Origin of the sequence: Streptomyces sp. NPDC004126, from assembly GCF_050275515.1 — a bacterium.
Taxonomy (GTDB): Bacteria; Actinomycetota; Actinomycetes; order Streptomycetales; family Streptomycetaceae; genus Streptomyces.
The window spans coordinates 180,914-195,398 of sequence record NZ_JBNNPF010000004.1 but is presented as its reverse complement, the minus strand read 5'-3'; the positions used below and the strand labels follow the sequence as shown (position 1 = coordinate 195,398).

At 73.7% G+C, this 14,485-nt stretch carries 14 protein-coding genes; 5 read left to right on the top strand and 9 right to left on the bottom strand.

Features of this window, described 5'->3' with window-relative positions:
- Positions 1-8: 8 nt before the first annotated feature.
- From ACQKM2_RS06185 to ACQKM2_RS06165, 5 genes are all read left to right on the top strand, one after another.
- On the top strand, positions 9-1,034 hold the full coding sequence (locus tag ACQKM2_RS06185) for a SigB/SigF/SigG family RNA polymerase sigma factor (RefSeq protein WP_427707095.1): 1,026 nt from the start codon (positions 9-11) through the stop codon (positions 1,032-1,034).
- A 229-nt stretch (positions 1,035-1,263) separates the two neighbouring features.
- The gene (locus ACQKM2_RS06180; RefSeq protein ID WP_427707094.1) at positions 1,264-2,103 is read left to right on the top strand and encodes an RNA polymerase sigma factor SigF; all 840 of its coding nucleotides are present in this window, start codon (positions 1,264-1,266) and stop codon (positions 2,101-2,103) included.
- 60 nt (positions 2,104-2,163) lie between these two features.
- A complete protein-coding gene (locus ACQKM2_RS06175; RefSeq protein ID WP_427707093.1) occupies positions 2,164-2,982 on the top strand; it encodes a hypothetical protein in 819 nt (272 codons plus the stop codon).
- Positions 2,983-3,096: 114 nt separating this feature from the next.
- Positions 3,097-3,528 carry a MarR family winged helix-turn-helix transcriptional regulator gene (locus tag ACQKM2_RS06170; protein ID WP_427707092.1) on the top strand — a complete coding sequence of 144 codons (432 nt, stop codon included), beginning with the start codon at positions 3,097-3,099 and terminating at the stop codon, positions 3,526-3,528.
- A 13-nt stretch (positions 3,529-3,541) separates the two neighbouring features.
- Positions 3,542-5,194 carry an MDR family MFS transporter gene (locus tag ACQKM2_RS06165; protein WP_427707091.1) on the top strand — a complete coding sequence of 551 codons (1,653 nt, stop codon included), beginning with the start codon at positions 3,542-3,544 and terminating at the stop codon, positions 5,192-5,194.
- Positions 5,195-5,242: 48 nt separating this feature from the next.
- Here ACQKM2_RS06165 and ACQKM2_RS06160 read toward each other — a convergent pair whose 3' ends face one another.
- The 9 genes from ACQKM2_RS06160 to ACQKM2_RS06120 all read right to left on the bottom strand — a co-directional run bounded on the left by ACQKM2_RS06160 (position 5,243) and on the right by ACQKM2_RS06120 (position 14,460).
- Positions 5,243-5,899 (bottom strand): TetR/AcrR family transcriptional regulator, encoded by a 657-nt coding sequence (locus tag ACQKM2_RS06160; RefSeq protein WP_427707090.1) that lies wholly within the window; start codon positions 5,897-5,899, stop codon positions 5,243-5,245.
- A gap of 60 nt (positions 5,900-5,959) precedes the next feature.
- On the bottom strand, positions 5,960-8,185 hold the full coding sequence (locus tag ACQKM2_RS06155; protein ID WP_427707089.1) for a glycosyltransferase family 39 protein: 2,226 nt from the start codon (positions 8,183-8,185) through the stop codon (positions 5,960-5,962).
- A complete protein-coding gene (locus tag ACQKM2_RS06150) occupies positions 8,182-9,450 on the bottom strand; it encodes a glycosyltransferase (RefSeq protein WP_427707088.1) in 1,269 nt (422 codons plus the stop codon). Before ACQKM2_RS06150 ends, ACQKM2_RS06155 begins: the two co-directional genes overlap by 4 nt.
- A gap of 25 nt (positions 9,451-9,475) precedes the next feature.
- Complete coding sequence (locus ACQKM2_RS06145) at positions 9,476-10,990, bottom strand: ATP-binding protein (RefSeq protein ID WP_427707086.1); 1,515 nt, start codon at positions 10,988-10,990, stop codon at positions 9,476-9,478.
- Positions 10,990-11,757, bottom strand: a complete 768-nt coding sequence (locus ACQKM2_RS06140) for a response regulator transcription factor (protein WP_427707085.1) — start codon at positions 11,755-11,757, stop codon at positions 10,990-10,992. Before ACQKM2_RS06140 ends, ACQKM2_RS06145 begins: the two co-directional genes overlap by 1 nt.
- A gap of 85 nt (positions 11,758-11,842) precedes the next feature.
- On the bottom strand, positions 11,843-12,727 hold the full coding sequence (locus ACQKM2_RS06135; protein ID WP_427707084.1) for an amidohydrolase family protein: 885 nt from the start codon (positions 12,725-12,727) through the stop codon (positions 11,843-11,845).
- Complete coding sequence (locus ACQKM2_RS06130; protein ID WP_427707083.1) at positions 12,711-13,049, bottom strand: antibiotic biosynthesis monooxygenase family protein; 339 nt, start codon at positions 13,047-13,049, stop codon at positions 12,711-12,713. Before ACQKM2_RS06130 ends, ACQKM2_RS06135 begins: the two co-directional genes overlap by 17 nt.
- 89 nt (positions 13,050-13,138) lie before the next feature.
- A complete protein-coding gene (locus tag ACQKM2_RS06125) occupies positions 13,139-14,029 on the bottom strand; it encodes a DUF2797 domain-containing protein (protein ID WP_427707082.1) in 891 nt (296 codons plus the stop codon).
- The gene (locus ACQKM2_RS06120) at positions 14,026-14,460 is read right to left on the bottom strand and encodes an Lrp/AsnC family transcriptional regulator (RefSeq protein WP_007265336.1); all 435 of its coding nucleotides are present in this window, start codon (positions 14,458-14,460) and stop codon (positions 14,026-14,028) included. The genes ACQKM2_RS06125 and ACQKM2_RS06120 overlap by 4 nt, the downstream gene beginning before the upstream one ends.
- Between the last annotated feature and the right edge of the window lie 25 nt (positions 14,461-14,485).

The following is a 14,485-nucleotide window of genomic DNA, read 5'->3' as shown; positions in this document are numbered from 1 at the left end:
CGCCTCAGGTGCCTCCCCAGCAAGAGCTCCGTCCGCACGAACCGCGCCACCAGGAGCCGCGCCCGGCCGAGCCCCGTACCGCGGAGCCCCGCCCGGGAGGTCCCCGTCCGGGGGAGCCGCGCGCAGGGGAGCCGCGCTCCGGGCCCCGCCCGCAGGAGCAGTCGCAGGAGCAGTCGCAGGAGCAGCCTCGGGAGCAGCCGCAGGACGTACCCGGGGGTGCGTCCCAGGAGCCGTCCCAGGACCTGCCCCCGACGCCGGCGAGGCCGCAGGGCCGGGGCGCCGACACCCGGGCCCTGACCCAGGTGCTCTTCGGCCAGTTGAAGGACCTGGAGCCGGGCACCAGCGAGCACCACCGGGTGCGCGGGGCCCTGATCGAGGCGAACCTCCCGCTCGTCCGGTACGCGGCCGCCCGCTTCCGCAGCCGCAACGAGCCCATGGAGGACGTGGTCCAGGTCGGCACCATCGGCCTGATCAACGCGATCGACCGGTTCGACCCGGAGCGCGGGGTCCAGTTCCCCACGTTCGCGATGCCGACGGTCGTGGGCGAGATCAAACGGTACTTCCGCGACAACGTCCGCACCGTCCACGTCCCGCGCCGCCTCCACGAGCTGTGGGTGCAGGTGAACGCCGCGACCGAGGACCTCACGACCCTGCACGGCCGGACCCCGACCACTCCCGAGATCGCCGAGCGGCTGCGGATCAGCGAGGACGAGGTGCTGTCCTGCATCGAGGCCGGCCGCAGCTACCACGCGACCTCGCTGGAGGCCGCGCAGGAGGGCGACGGCATGCCCGGGCTGCTCGACCGGCTCGGCTACGAGGACCCCGAGCTGGCCGGCGTCGAACACCGCGACCTCGTGCGCCACCTGCTGGTGCAGCTGCCCGAGCGGGAGCAGCGGATCCTCCTCCTGCGCTACTACAACAATCTGACGCAGTCGCAGATCAGCGCGGAGCTGGGCGTCTCGCAGATGCACGTGTCCCGGCTGCTCGCCCGGAGCTTCGCCCGTCTGAGATCCGCAAACAGGATCGAGGCCTAACCGGATCGGGTGGATCTGTTCCAGCGTTTCCCTACAGAATCGGCTCATTCTGCTCGGTCGGTCGACTGTCGCTGGAGATACTTGTCGACATGACGCTACAGCGTGTTGCCGACATGTGACATTCTGCTGGAACCGCGTTTGCCGCAGCCCCGCCTCCGGTATTCAGGTGGAGGCTGCGTTCCTCCGACGGGCGCAGAGACGCGACCGTCCGCGACCTCAAGGGGGTGGCATGTCCGCAGAACAGGGCAGCTCCAAGGTGCTCACGCTCGAAACGCGTGAGCTGCCGGCAGTGGCCGACCGCTCGGAAGCCATCGACACCCGCACCCTCTCCCGCTCCCTCTTCCAGCGACTCGCCGCCCTGGACGCGGACAGCCCCGAACGGGCGTACGTACGAGACACCCTGATCGAGCTGAACCTGCCGCTGGTGCGCTACGCGGCGGCCCGGTTCCGCAGCCGGAACGAGCCGATGGAGGACATCGTCCAGGTCGGCACCATCGGCCTGATCAAGGCGATCGACCGGTTCGACTGCGAACGCGGCGTGGAGTTCCCGACGTTCGCGATGCCGACCGTCGTGGGCGAGATCAAACGATTCTTTCGAGACACTTCCTGGTCCGTCCGCGTCCCGCGCAGGCTCCAGGAACTGCGCCTCGCGCTGACCAAGGCGAGCGACGAACTGGCCCAGAAGCTGGACCGGTCGCCGACCGTCCCGGAGCTGGCGGCCGTGCTCGGCGTCTCCGAGGAGGAGGTCGTCGACGGCCTCGCCGTCGGGAACGCCTACACCGCCTCCTCGCTCGACTCGCCCTCCCCGGAGGACGAGGGCGGCGAGGGCTCGCTCGCGGACCGCCTCGGGTACGAGGACAGCGCCCTGGAGGGCGTCGAGTACCGCGAGTCCCTCAAGCCGCTGCTCGCCAAACTCCCGCCCCGGGAGAGGCAGATCATCATGCTGCGGTTCTTCGCGAATATGACCCAGTCGCAGATCGGCGAGGAGGTCGGCATCTCCCAGATGCACGTCTCCCGCCTGCTCACCCGCACGCTCGCGCAGCTGCGGACGGGCCTGATCGGGGACTGAAGCGCGGACCGGCGGGCGGGCGGGGTTCACATTTGACATTGCGTCAGGAACACTGGCGCGATGCGAACGGGACCCCGCGCCGCCCTCGCCCTCGTCCTCTGCTGCAGCGCCCTGGCCGCCCTCGCCGGCTGCGGGCAGGACCGGGACGGATACGTCGTCGTGGGCGCCGCGGCCGCGGGCCCCGAACGGGGCGCGGGAGAGAACGTGCCGCCCCGTGGCCGGGTGGAGTTCCAGCCGCTGGCATCCGACGGACCGGGCCCCTCCGCCGAGGCCCCCGGTTCCACGCCGCCCGGTGCGCCCGGATCCCGGCCGGCCGACGGCTCCGGCCCGGGCGGAGGGACGGCCACCGCCCCCGTCGGCTCCGCACCCGTTCCCGGCACCCCGCCGGACCCGGGCACCGCAGCCACCCCCGGCGGCGCCGGGGGCACCGGGGGCACGGGCACGGGCGCCACCACCCCGGCCCCGCCCGCCCCGCCGACCTCACCCGGCTCTCCGGGCAGCCCCGGCACTCCGGCCCCGCCCGCACCCAAGCCGGGCACGACGCCGCCCGCCCCGCCGGCCACACCGGCCACCCCGGCCCGGCTCACGCTCGGCGCGCCGGTCCGCGCGGCGGCGTCCTCCCGCTGGTGCGAACGCGTCACGGTGACCTTCACCAACACCGGGACCACGCCGGCCCGCTCGGGCACGGTCGGCTTCGCGACGCACATCATCGGCGCCCTCGGCGTCGACTGGGCCACGATCACCACGACCCAGCCCCTGCCCGCCCCCATCGCGGGCGGCAGCTCGAAGACGCAGACGTACACGGTCTGCGTGGAGGCGTGGCGGGTCCCGCTGGGCATGCGCGTGGAAACCCGGAACGTCAGCGCCGCCTGGAACTGAGGCCACCGGCCCGGCTTTCCGATTCCTTTACCGCCGCACCCCCCGGATTCATTTGCCTGTAGCAACCATGCGCTTCTATGGTTGCCCTAAGCAACAAGATGGGGGCGGTTCCCGGTGACCACGCAGACGGCCCAGCACACCCGCTACGAGGAGCTGGCCCGCCAGCTCACCGGAATCGGCGCGGTCAAACGCGACCTCGCCCGGATGCTGCCCCCGCACTGCCCGCCCGGCTCCGCCGCCGTCCTCACCGTCCTCGACCGGCACGGCGAGATGCGGCTCAGCCGGCTCACCGAGTTCATGGCCGTCGACATCTCGGTCAGCAGCCGGCACGTCGCCCACGTGGCGCAGCACGGCTGGATCGAGCGGGAGACCGACCCCGGCGACGGCCGCTGCCGGATCCTGCGCCTCACCGAAGCCGGGCGCGCCATGCTCGCCGAGCTCGGCGCCCGCTACACCGACGCACTGGAGACGGCCCTGGCCGACTGGTCGGCCGAGGACATCGACGTACTGAACACCCTGCTGGCCCGACTCCGATCGAGCTTCTAGGCAAAGGAAACACATGGCTACGACCACACCCGGCGGTGTGCGGGGAGGCGGCCGGTCGGAGACCACGTCCGACGGCGCACCCATGACCCATCCGCAGATCATGAAGGCGCTGTCCGGGCTCATGCTCGGCATGTTCGTGGCGATCCTGTCCTCCACGATCGTCTCCAACGCCCTGCCCCAGATCATCAGCGACCTCGGCGGCACCCAGTCCTCCTACACCTGGGTCGTCACCGCCGCGCTGCTCTCGATGACGGCCGCGACCCCGCTGTGGGGCAAGCTGTCCGACCTCTTCAGCAAGAAGCTCCTCGTCCAGATATCCCTGGTGATCTACGTCCTCGGCTCCGTGGTCGCGGGCATGTCGCAGAACACCGGGATGCTGATCGCCTGCCGGGTGGTCCAGGGCATCGGCGTCGGCGGCCTGTCCGCCCTCGCCCAGATCGTGATGGCCGCGATGATCTCCCCGCGCGAGCGCGGGCGCTACAGCGGCTACCTGGGCGCGGTCTTCGCCGTCGCCACCGTCGGCGGCCCGCTGCTCGGCGGCGTCATCACCGACACCGACTGGCTGGGCTGGCGCTGGTGCTTCTACGTCGGCGTGCCGTTCGCGGTCATCGCGCTGATCGTGCTCCAGAAGACCCTGCGGCTCCCCGTGGTCCGCCGCGACGTCAAGGTCGACTGGCTCGGCGCCTTCCTCATCAGCGGGGCGGTCTCGCTCCTGCTGATCTGGGTCACCCAGGCCGGGGACTCCTACGACTGGATCTCCTGGACCACCCTGGCGATGACCGGCGGCGCCGTGGTGCTCGGCCTGCTCTTCCTCCTCGTCGAGTCCCGCGCGAGCGACCCGATCATCCCGCTGCGGCTGTTCCGCAACAAGACCATCAGCCTGGCCTCCGCCGCGTCCCTGTTCGTCGGCATCGCGATGTTCTCCGGCACGGTCTTCTTCAGCCAGTACTTCCAGCTGGCCCGGGGCGAGTCCCCCACCATGTCCGGCATCCTCACCATCCCGATGATCGGCGGCCTCTTCGTCTCCTCCACGGTCTCCGGCCAGATCATCACCAAGACCGGCAAGTGGAAGGCCTGGCTGGTCTCCGGCGGCGTGCTGCTGACCGCCGGACTCGGCCTGCTCGGCACCCTGCGGTACGACACCCCGTACTGGCACATCGCGGTCTACATGGCGCTCACCGGGCTCGGCCTCGGCATGATGATGCAGAACCTGGTCCTCGCGACGCAGAACCAGGTGGCCCCCGAGGACCTCGGCGCCGCCAGCTCCGTCGTCACCTTCTTCCGCTCGCTCGGCGGCGCCATGGGCGTCTCGGCGCTGGGCGCGGTCATGGCCAACCGGGTCACCCACTACGTCAAGGACGGCCTCGCCGCGCTCGGCCCGAAGGCCGCGGCCATGGGGCACAGCGGCACCGCCGGCGGGGGGATCCCCGACCTCGACAAGCTGCCCGCGCCGCTGCGGACCGTCATCGAGTCCGCGTACGGGCACGGCGTCGGCGACGTCTTCCTGTACGCCGCCCCGAGCGCGCTCCTCGCGCTGCTGCTGGTGCTGTTCATCAAGGAGGTCGCGCTGAAGTCGAAGCCGGCCCTGCACGAGCCGTCCGCCGAGGGCGGCGCCGGGACCGGGGCCGCTGTGTCCGCCGAGGCCGCCGCGCGGGCCAAGGCCTGACCGGAAGTCCGCCCGGAGCAGCCGTGAAAGGCCCGGGCCGGCACCCCGCTAAGGGGTCCCGGCCCGGGCCTTCGCCGTATGCGCCGCCTTGGCCTCGATGCCGGCGATCAGGACGTCCAGGGCCAGGGCGAACTCCGCCTCGGGCGCCCGCCGGACCGTGCCGCCGCAGCCGTTCAGGGCGCAGCCCCCGAGGAACTGGGAGACGGCCAGGTGCGCGCCCGTCCGGGCGGCGTCCACCAGGCCGGTGGACTCCAGCAGCCGGTGCAGGGCGGCGTCGAAGGCCCGCGCGTGCGGGCCGATGTTCGGGTAGGCGACGCTGAGCGGGGCCACCCACGGGTGCTCCGCCAGCAGCTGCCGGTAGCCGCAGGCCAGGGCCCGCAGCCGGGCCGGCCAGCCCTCCCCGGGGGGCGGGCCGGCCGGCAGGCGCTGCTGGCCCAGGGCGCTGTCCAGGGCCAGTTCGAGCAGGTCGTGCTTGGTGTCCACGTACCAGTACAGGGACATCGCGGTGACCCCCAGCTCGGCGGCCAGCCGGCGCATCGAGAACCGGCCGAGCCCCTCCGCGTCCAGCAGCCGCACGGTGGCGGCGGTGATCCGGTCCCGGTCCAGGCCCGAGGGCGCCTCGCTGCGGCGTCTGCTGGGGGCGCCGGCTCTGGTGCCCAGCCACACACTGGTCCTGGCCTCGCCCGGATCAGCCTCGGTCACCATGGAGGCACCCTCCTCACCACAAGGGGATCGGCCCGGAATGCCCGGTCCGCCCTCTTGATGCTAGGGGGTCGTCAGGTCGTAGAAGGTGGCTCCGCCGATGGTGGTGGCCTTGAAGTTCGCCTTCACCCAGCTGTCGATGGCCGAACCCGCCGCCCCGCCGGGGCCTCCCGTGCCTCCCGGCCGGTTCGCACCGGCACCCCCCTCGCCGGAGGCGCCGTCGACGCCGCCCTGGGCGATGAACCAGTGGATCTTCCCCGCCTTCACGTACGCCTTGAACTGCTCCAGCGTGGGCGAGGGGTCGCTGCCGTTGAAGCCGCCGATCGGCATCACGGGCGCGCCGGAGGCCAGCTGGTAACTCGCCGCGTTCTGGGAGCCGATGGTGGCCGCCGCCCAGGTGTAGCGGTCCGCGCCGCCGCTCAGCGCGGCCTTGGCGTCCGCGCCGACCCGGGTACCGCCCAGCAGCCCCCCGGGACCGCCGCCGGCGAAGCCCAGGCGTTCACGGCCGCCCTGGCCGGCCGGGGTGCCCTGGCCGCCGGGAGTCCCGCCCGGGGCACCGCCGTTCGGCCGCGTCGCACCCGGGCCGCCCATCGGGCCACCGCCCTGCGGCGCTCCGCCGGGGAACCCGCCCGGCGCGCCCTGGCCGGTGGGGGCTCCCGGGCCGCCCGCGAGCTGCTCGGCTCCGGGGCCGAAACGCATCCCGCCCGGGCCGCCCCGGCCGCCGGCCACCGCCGGGCCGGCCGTCGGGATGGATCCGGTGTGGCCCGTGCCGACGGTGGTCAGGCAGTAGGCGAGGGGCCCCGCCAGGGCCGCGCCCAGGCCCAGCGCGGCCGTCGCGAGCAGCACCCGGCGCCCGAGGCGGGCCGCGAACGGCAGCAGGACGGCGGCGAGCAGCCCCCCGGCCAGTACCGCCCAGCGCAGCCACGGAAGGTAGCCGGAGGAACGGCCGAGGAGTACGTACGACCAGACGGCGGTCAGGGCCAGCGTCCCGGACAGGGTGAGCGCGGCCGCCTTCCCGCCCCGCTCCTCCCAGAGCACGGCCGTTCCCATGCCGACCAGCGCGGCCACGAAGGGCGCGAGCGCGACGGTGTAGTACTCGTGGAAGATGCCCTGCATGTAGCTGAAGACGAGCACGGTGATCAGCAGCGAGCCGCCCCAGGCGAGGAACGCCGCGCGGGCCATGCCCTCCAGGGAGTCCGTGGTCCTGCGGGCCCGCCAGGTGACCACCAGCCCGGCCACCAGCAGCACCAGCGCCGCCGGCAGCAGCCAGGAGATCTGGCCGCCCACGTTCCCCGAGAACAGCCGGTCGATGCCGGTCTCCCCCCAGCCGCCGCCCCTGAGGCCCGGGCCCCCCTCGGGCATCCCGTAACCCCCGGCCCCGCCGGTCATGGCCCGCCCGCCGCCGACGCTGCCCGTCTCGTCGCCGTTCAGCCGGCCGAGGCCGTTGTAGCCGAAGGTGAGCTCCAGGAAGGAGTTGTTCTGCGAGCCGCCGATGTACGGGCGGGAGGAGGCCGGCCACAGCTCCACCACGGCCACCCACCAGCCGCCGGACACCACCGCGGCCAGCCCGGCGAGCAGCAGCTGCCCGAGCCTGCGGCGCAGCCGGGTCGGCGCGCAGACCGCGTACAGCAGGGCCAGCGGCGGCAGGATGACGAAGGCCTGCAGGGTCTTCGTCAGGAAGCCCAGGCCGATCGCCGCGCCGGCTGCCACCAGCCACCCCGTCCGCGCCCCGTCCAGGGCCCGGAGGACGCAGTACACGGTGACGGTCAGCAGCAGCGTCAGCAGCGCGTCCGGGTTGTTGAAGCGGAACATCAGCGCGGCCACGGGCGTGAGCGCGAAGGCGGCACCGCTCAGCAGGGCGGCCCCGGCCCCGAACTGGCGCCGCACGGCCGCGTACAGCACGGCGGTGGTGCCGACGCCCATCAGGGCCTGGGGTACGAGGATCTGCCAGGAGCCGAGCCCGAACAGCCGGACGGACAGCGCCATCGGCCACAGGGCGGCCGGGGGCTTGTCTACGGTGATGGAGTTCCCGGCGTCGGAGGAGCCGAAGAAGAAGGCCTTCCAGCTCTCCGAACCGGCCTGAACGGCGGCGGAGTAGAAGGAGTTGGCGTAACCGGAGGCCCCCAGGTTCCACAGCAGCAGCACGGCGGTGGCGAGCAGCAGCGCCGCGTAGGCGGGCCGCTCCCAGCGCGGGCGCACGGCGCCGGCCCGGTGCGCGGCGGTGCCCGCTGCCGCGGCGGGCGGCCGCTCGGGGAAGGGGGAGTCGAAGGGGGCTGGCGCGGTGGTCATCGGTGGTCGTCCTTCACGGGAGTGGTGCGCCGCTCGGGGAAGACCCAGGCGCGGAAGAGCAGGAACCGCAGCACGGTGGCGGCGAGGTTGGCGGTGATCAGGACGGCCAGCTCGGTGCTGTGGGCGGGGTTCACGGCGGCCGCGTCGAGGGCGGCGAGCGAACCGCTGGTCAGTGCCAGTCCGATGGCGAAGACCACGAGCCCCTGGGCCTGGTGGCGGACGGCCCGGTCGCGGCCCCGGACGCCGAAGGTGAGCCGCCGGTTGGCGGCGGTGTTGGCCACGGCGGAGAGCAGCAGGGCGGCCGCGTTGGCGGTCTGCGGCCCGGCTCCGAGCCGGAAGAGGGAGTACAGGGCGAGGTAGCAGAGGGTGGACAGCACCCCGACCACGCAGAAGCCGAGGAGCTGGCGGGCCAGCCCGCGCGGTACCCCGGGCAGGGCCGTGCGGTCGCGCGGGTCGTCTCCGAAGGGGCGGGCGAGCCGGTCGAGCGGGAGCGCTCCGACCGCCAGCGCCCGGCCCACCCGCCAGACCCCCTTCAGGTCCTCGGTGGCGGTCCTCACGATGTGGACCGTGGAGTCGGGATCGTCCACCCAGTCCACCGGCACCTCGTGGATCCGCAGCCCGGCCCGCTCGGCGAGTACCAGCATCTCGGTGTCGAAGAACCAGCCGGTGTCCTCCACGAGCGGCAGCAGCCGCTGCGCCACCTCTCGCCGGATGGCCTTGAACCCGCACTGGGCGTCGCTGAACCGGGCGGCGAGGGAGGAGCGGAGCAGCAGGTTGTAGGCACGGGAGACGAACTCCCTCTTGGCTCCCCGCACGACGCGCGAGGAGCGGGCCAGCCGGGTGCCGATGGCCAGGTCGGAGTGGCCGGAGATGAGCGGGGCGACCAGCGGCAGCAGCGCGTTCAGGTCGGTGGAGAGGTCCACGTCCATGTACGCGAGGACGGGGGCCTCCGAGCACGACCAGACGGTGCGCAGGGCCCGTCCGCGGCCCTTCTCCTCCAGCCGGAAGCTGCGTACTCCCTCGACCGAGGCGGCGAGCCCGGCCGCGACCTCGGGGGTGCGGTCGGTGCTGGCGTTGTCGGCGATGGTGATGCGGAAGGCGTACGGGAACGTGCGGGTGAGGTGGGCGTGGAGCCGGCGTACGCAGGGGCCGAGGTCCTTCTCCTCGTTGAAGACCGGGATCACCACGTCGAGTACGGGCTCGCCGGGCGCGGACGCGAGCGGCGCCCGGGCCGGGAGGGCGTCGGGAGAGGTGTCGGTTGGCATGTTCCGACCCTCGCCGGACGCCCTGTCACCTCGGTGTGGTGAGCCTGTGCGCCGTCTGTGAGTGCGTGCCGGGGTCGTGGGCCGCCAGCGGGAGCAGCACTTCGAAGCAGGTCCGGCCCGGCTCGCTGCGTACGCCGACCCGTCCGTCGTGCGCGCCGACCACGGCCTGGACGATGGCGAGGCCGAGCCCGGTCGATCCCGCCGAGCGGGACCGGGAGGCGTCGCCGCGGGCGAAGCGCTCGAAGACGTGCGGCAGCAGCTCTGGCGGGATCCCGGGGCCGTCGTCCTCGATCAGCAGGCGGACGGCGGATGTTTCACGTGAAACATGGGCGGTGACGGTGGTGCCGGGCGGGGTGTGGGTGCGGGCGTTGGCGAGGAGGTTCACCAGGACCTGCTGGATCCGTGCCGCGTCGGCGCGGACGGGTGCGGGCTCGTCGGGGAGGGAGAGGCGCCAGTGGTGGCCGGGGCCTGCGGCACGGGCGTCGCTGACGGCGTCGACGACGAGCGGGGCCAGGTCGGTGTCCTCGAAGGACAGCGGGCGGCCCGCGTCCAGCCGGGCCAGCAGCAGCAGGTCCTCGACCAGTCCGGTCATCCGGGTGGCCTCGGACTCGATCCGGCCCAGGGCGTGCCGGGTGTCGGGGCCGGGCTCTTCCCGTCCCCGGCGGGTGAGTTCGGCGTAGCCCCGGATGGAGGCGAGGGGGGTGCGCAGCTCGTGGGAGGCGTCGGCGACGAACTGCCGGACCTGCGTCTCGCTCTGCTGGCGTGCCGTCAGCGCGGAGGAGACGTGCCCCAGCATCCGGTTGAGGGCGGCACCGACCTGCCCCACCTCGGTGCGGGGGTCGGCCTCGGCGTCCGGGACCCGCTCGTGCAGGGCGGGTTCGCCGCTGTGCAGGGGGAGTTCGGACACCCGGGTGGCGGTGGCGGCGACCCGGCGCAGCGGGCGCAGGGCGACCCCGACGAGGACCTGCCCGGCGAGGGAGGCGGCGATCAGACCGGCCAGGGTGACGCAGACCTCGACGGCGATCAGGGCGCGCACGGTGGAGTCGACGCCCTGGAGCGGGAAGGCGAGCACCAGGGTGCCGTCGGGGGCGGAGACGACCCGATAGGCGCCGAGGCCGGGCAGGTCGGCGTCCACGGGTTCGGTGCGGCCGTGGCCGGCCTTGCGGGCGACCGCCGCGAGGGCCTCGGTCTGGGCCTCGGTGAGCAGCTCGCGGTGGTCGAGGTTCTGGCCGGACACGGGGACGATCCGGGCGCCGCCGATCACCGTGCGCTCCGCGTCGAGGCGGATCCCGGCGGCGCCCATCGGGGAGCCGGGGGCGAAGACGAAGCCGAGGCCGGCGTCGCGGGCCGCCTTGGCGGCACCGGGGCCCCGGACGGCCATCTCGACGGAGGTCTTCAGCTGGTTGTCGAGCTCTCCGACCAGGCGGGAGCGCATGGCGAGGGTGGTGACGGTGCCGATGGCCGCGCCCACGACGGCGATCAGCGCCACCGCCGAGACGACCAGCCGCGTCCGCAGCGACCAGGGACGCCGGAGGGCCACTAGTCGGCCGGCTTGATCAGGTAGCCGGCGCCGCGCCGGGTGTGGATCATCGGGGGCAGACCGGTGCCGCCCTCCAGCTTCCGGCGCAGGTAGGAGATGTAGAGCTCCACCACGTTGGCCTGGCCGCCGAAGTCGTACGACCACACCCGGTCCAGGATCTGCGCCTTGCTGAGCACCCGGCGGGGGTTGCGCATCAGGTAGCGCAGCAGCTCGAACTCGGTGGCGGTCAGGTGGACCTCCTGACCGCCCCGCACGACCTCGTGGCTGTCCTCGTCGAGACGCAGGTCGCCGACGGTCAGGACCGAGCCGCCGCGGGCGGCCTGCGCGGCGCCGGAGCGGCGCACCAGCCCGCGCAGCCGGGCCACGACCTCCTCCAGGCTGAACGGCTTGGTGACGTAGTCGTCGCCGCCCGCCGTCAGGCCCGCGATGCGGTCCTCGACGGAGTCCTTGGCGGTCAGGAACAGCACCGGGACGTGCGGGATCTCACGGCGCAGCCGTCCCAGGACGGCCAGCCCGTCCATGTCCGGGAGCATGATGTCGAGGACCACCACGTCCGGCCGGAACTCCCGCGCGGCCCGGACGGCGCCCGCCCCGTCGCCCGCGCTGCGGACCTCGCAGCCCTCGTAGCGCAGGGCCATGGAGAGCAGCTCGGAGAGCGAGGCCTCGTCGTCGACGACGAGGACCCGGCAGGGTCCGCCGTCGGGCCGCAGCAGGGCCGTCGGGTTGCCGGTGGACGTGGACGCGTGGGAGGTGGTCGTCGCGGTCATGGCCCCACGCTGGCGGCCGCCCCTGAGAGCGTTCTTGCCCCTTCCTGTGAATCTCCTGAGAAAGGGCGGTCCCGTCCGAGAGCGCTCAGGGAAGGGGGAGGCCGAACAGGCGGGCGGCGTTGTCGTGGCAGACCGCGCGCAGCCAGTCGTCGCCGAGGCCGAGCCGTTCCAGTGCCTCCAGCTGGTGCTCGTAGGGGTAGGGGATGTTCGGGAAGTCGGTGCCCAGCAGGATCCGGTCCCCGAGGTCGGCGAGCCGCCCCAGCTCTCCCGGCGGGAAGGGCCCGAGGCGCTCCGAGAAGTCGGTGAAGGCGATGGTCGTGTCGAGGCGCACCTCGGGGTACCGGTCGGCCAGGTCGAGGAAGTCCGTGTACTCGGGCATCCCCATGTGCGCGATGACCAGCGGCAGCCGGGGGTGGCGGGCCAGCAGCCGGGCGACCGGCCCGGGTCCGGTGTGCTTGCCCGGGGCGGGCCCCGAACCGCAGTGGACGACGGTCGGGATCCCCGCCTCGGCCAGCAGGCCCCAGACCGGGTCGAGCCGGTCGTCGTTCGGGTCGTAGCCGCCGACCTGGAGGTGCGCCTTGAAGACCCGGGCCCCGTCGGACACGGCCTGCGCGGTGTACGCCGCCACGTCCGCCTCGGGGAAGAAGGTCGCGGTGTGCAGGCAGTCGGGGGTGCGGGCGGCGAAGTCCGCGGCCCACGCGTTGAGCCAGGCGGCCATCGCGGGCTTGTGCGGGTAGAGCATGGAGGTGAAGGCGCGGACCCCGAACTCCCGCAGCAGCGCCACCCGCCGCTCCTCCTCGTGCCGGTAGGTGATGGGCCATGCGACGCCGGTCAGCGGACCGACGGCGTCGAAGTAGTCCCAGACCTTCGCCAGCACCCGCTCCGGCATGAAGTGCGTGTGGACGTCCACCAGTCCCGGCAGGCCGAGCCGCTCGCGGAACGCGCGGACCGCCTCAGCCGTTGCGGGCAAAGCCGTGGCTCCGCTCGACGGTCGCGACGTGCAGGGTGTAGCTCTCGTACCAGTGGGCGCGGCCCTGCTTCATGGCCGCCTGGTGGTCCAGGTCCTCCCGCCAGCCGCGCAGGGACTCGTGGTCGCGGAAGTACGCGACGGTGATCCCGAGGCCGCCGGGGGTGCGGGCGGATTCGTAGCCGAGGAACCCGGGGTTCTCCTTGACGATCTCGTCCATCCGGGCGCTGGTCTCCGGATAGCCGCTCTCGTCGGAGGTGCGGACATTGGTGAATACGGCCATCACGTAAGGCGGTTCGAACGCCGGAACGGGCTGAATGCTCATGTCCCCACCCTCGGCGGAAGCCCCTTGGCATGTCCATCAGATTCGGCCCCGGGAGGCCAAAGGGATCCAAGTTTTGACCTTGCCCCGCGTCAGAACAGTCCGCCCTGCTCGGCCTCGGGCGGCGCGGGCGCGACGGTGGTCAGCGGTACGTCGGTGCGGGCACCCTCGGGGGCGGCGGACAGCTCCCATCCGGCCAGCAGCCGGGTGTCCACCACGAGCCCGTCCGCGAAGTGCAGGTCGGGTCCGGCGGCCCCCGCCAGCCGCCCGACGACGGTCCCGCCGGGCACCAGCTCCGTGACCAGCCGGGCCGGTTCCGGCAGCCCGGCCAGCCCGAACGGCCCGGCGTGGTCGGTGATCTCGCACCCCACCCGCTCCAGAGACTCCGGCCACCCGGGCAGCGCGGCGGCCCGCGCGTACAGCTCGGCGACCTCCCGGGCCCGCTCGGGCTCCTCCGGCAGCCGGGCCCGTACGGCGCGCTTGCGGGCGTACGCGATCCGGTCGGGCACCCCGAGGGCGGCCCGCAGCAGCTCCTCCGTCCGGCGCGCCGCCATCAGCGGGCCGCGCCCCAGCCAGGCCCAGGTGACCGCCCCCTGCTCCAGCAGCCGGACCGGACCCCGCTCCTCGGCGGTGATGCCGACCTTGACCATCCCGGGCCCGAACCACGCCAGGTAGACGCGGTAGGTCCGCGGGTCGGCCGCATTGGTGTCCGCGGCCACCGAGAACGACCGGTCCAGCCGGGCGCACTCGGGGCACTGGGCGCTCCCCGCCCGGCCCGGCACCGACCGGGCCACCGGGCACGGGGTCCGCTTCCCGGCCCGCCGCACGCCGAGGCAGTGCCGCTCGCCGCGGGCGGTGAAGGCCAGCCGCTGCCCCGGGGCGAGTGGGCTGCCGCGCTCCCCGCGCCCGCACCACCCGATGGCGGGACCCCCCGCGCTCCACCGGATCCCGGTGCACCACCAGCCCGCGGCGGGGGCGGTCACAGCGGGAGCGGCCGCTCGAAGAAGGTCTCCAGGACCACGGTGGCCTGCGTCCCGCTGACCCCGTCGATGGCGTAGAGCCGCCGCAGGACGTCCTGGAGCTGCTCGGTGGTGGCCGTGCGCACCTTGACCAGCACCGAGGCGCTGCCCGCGATGATGTGCGCCTCCTGGATCTCGGGGATGGCGGCGAAGTCCTCCGCCGACTCGCCCATCCACGCGTTGGAGTCGACCATCACGTAGGCCAGCACCCCGCTGCCGACCGCGGCCGGGTCCACGTCGACGGTGGTCCGCCGGATGACCCCGCGCTCGCGCAGTTTGCGTACGCGCTCGTGGGTGGCCCCGGCCGAGAGCCCCACGGCCGCGCCGAGTGCGGCGTAGGACTGGCCCGCGTCCTGCTGGAGGCGCAGGACGAGCGCCCGGTCGATGTCGTCCACGCCGTCTGCCTCCCGTGGGCCCGCC

Excerpts from the sequence above, each read along its gene's own strand:
- ACQKM2_RS06180 (WP_427707094.1), top strand. The coding sequence starts at position 1,264 with ATGTCCGCAGAACAGGGCAGCTCCAAGGTGCTCACGCTCGAAACGCGT.
- ACQKM2_RS06175 (WP_427707093.1), top strand. The coding sequence starts at position 2,164 with ATGCGAACGGGACCCCGCGCCGCCCTCGCCCTCGTCCTCTGCTGCAGC.
- ACQKM2_RS06165 (WP_427707091.1), top strand. The coding sequence starts at position 3,542 with ATGGCTACGACCACACCCGGCGGTGTGCGGGGAGGCGGCCGGTCGGAG.
- ACQKM2_RS06160 (WP_427707090.1), bottom strand. The coding sequence starts at position 5,899 with ATGGTGACCGAGGCTGATCCGGGCGAGGCCAGGACCAGTGTGTGGCTG.
- ACQKM2_RS06155 (WP_427707089.1), bottom strand. The coding sequence starts at position 8,185 with ATGACCACCGCGCCAGCCCCCTTCGACTCCCCCTTCCCCGAGCGGCCG.
- ACQKM2_RS06150 (WP_427707088.1), bottom strand. The coding sequence starts at position 9,450 with ATGCCAACCGACACCTCTCCCGACGCCCTCCCGGCCCGGGCGCCGCTC.
- ACQKM2_RS06140 (WP_427707085.1), bottom strand. The coding sequence starts at position 11,757 with ATGACCGCGACGACCACCTCCCACGCGTCCACGTCCACCGGCAACCCG.
- ACQKM2_RS06130 (WP_427707083.1), bottom strand. The coding sequence starts at position 13,049 with ATGAGCATTCAGCCCGTTCCGGCGTTCGAACCGCCTTACGTGATGGCC.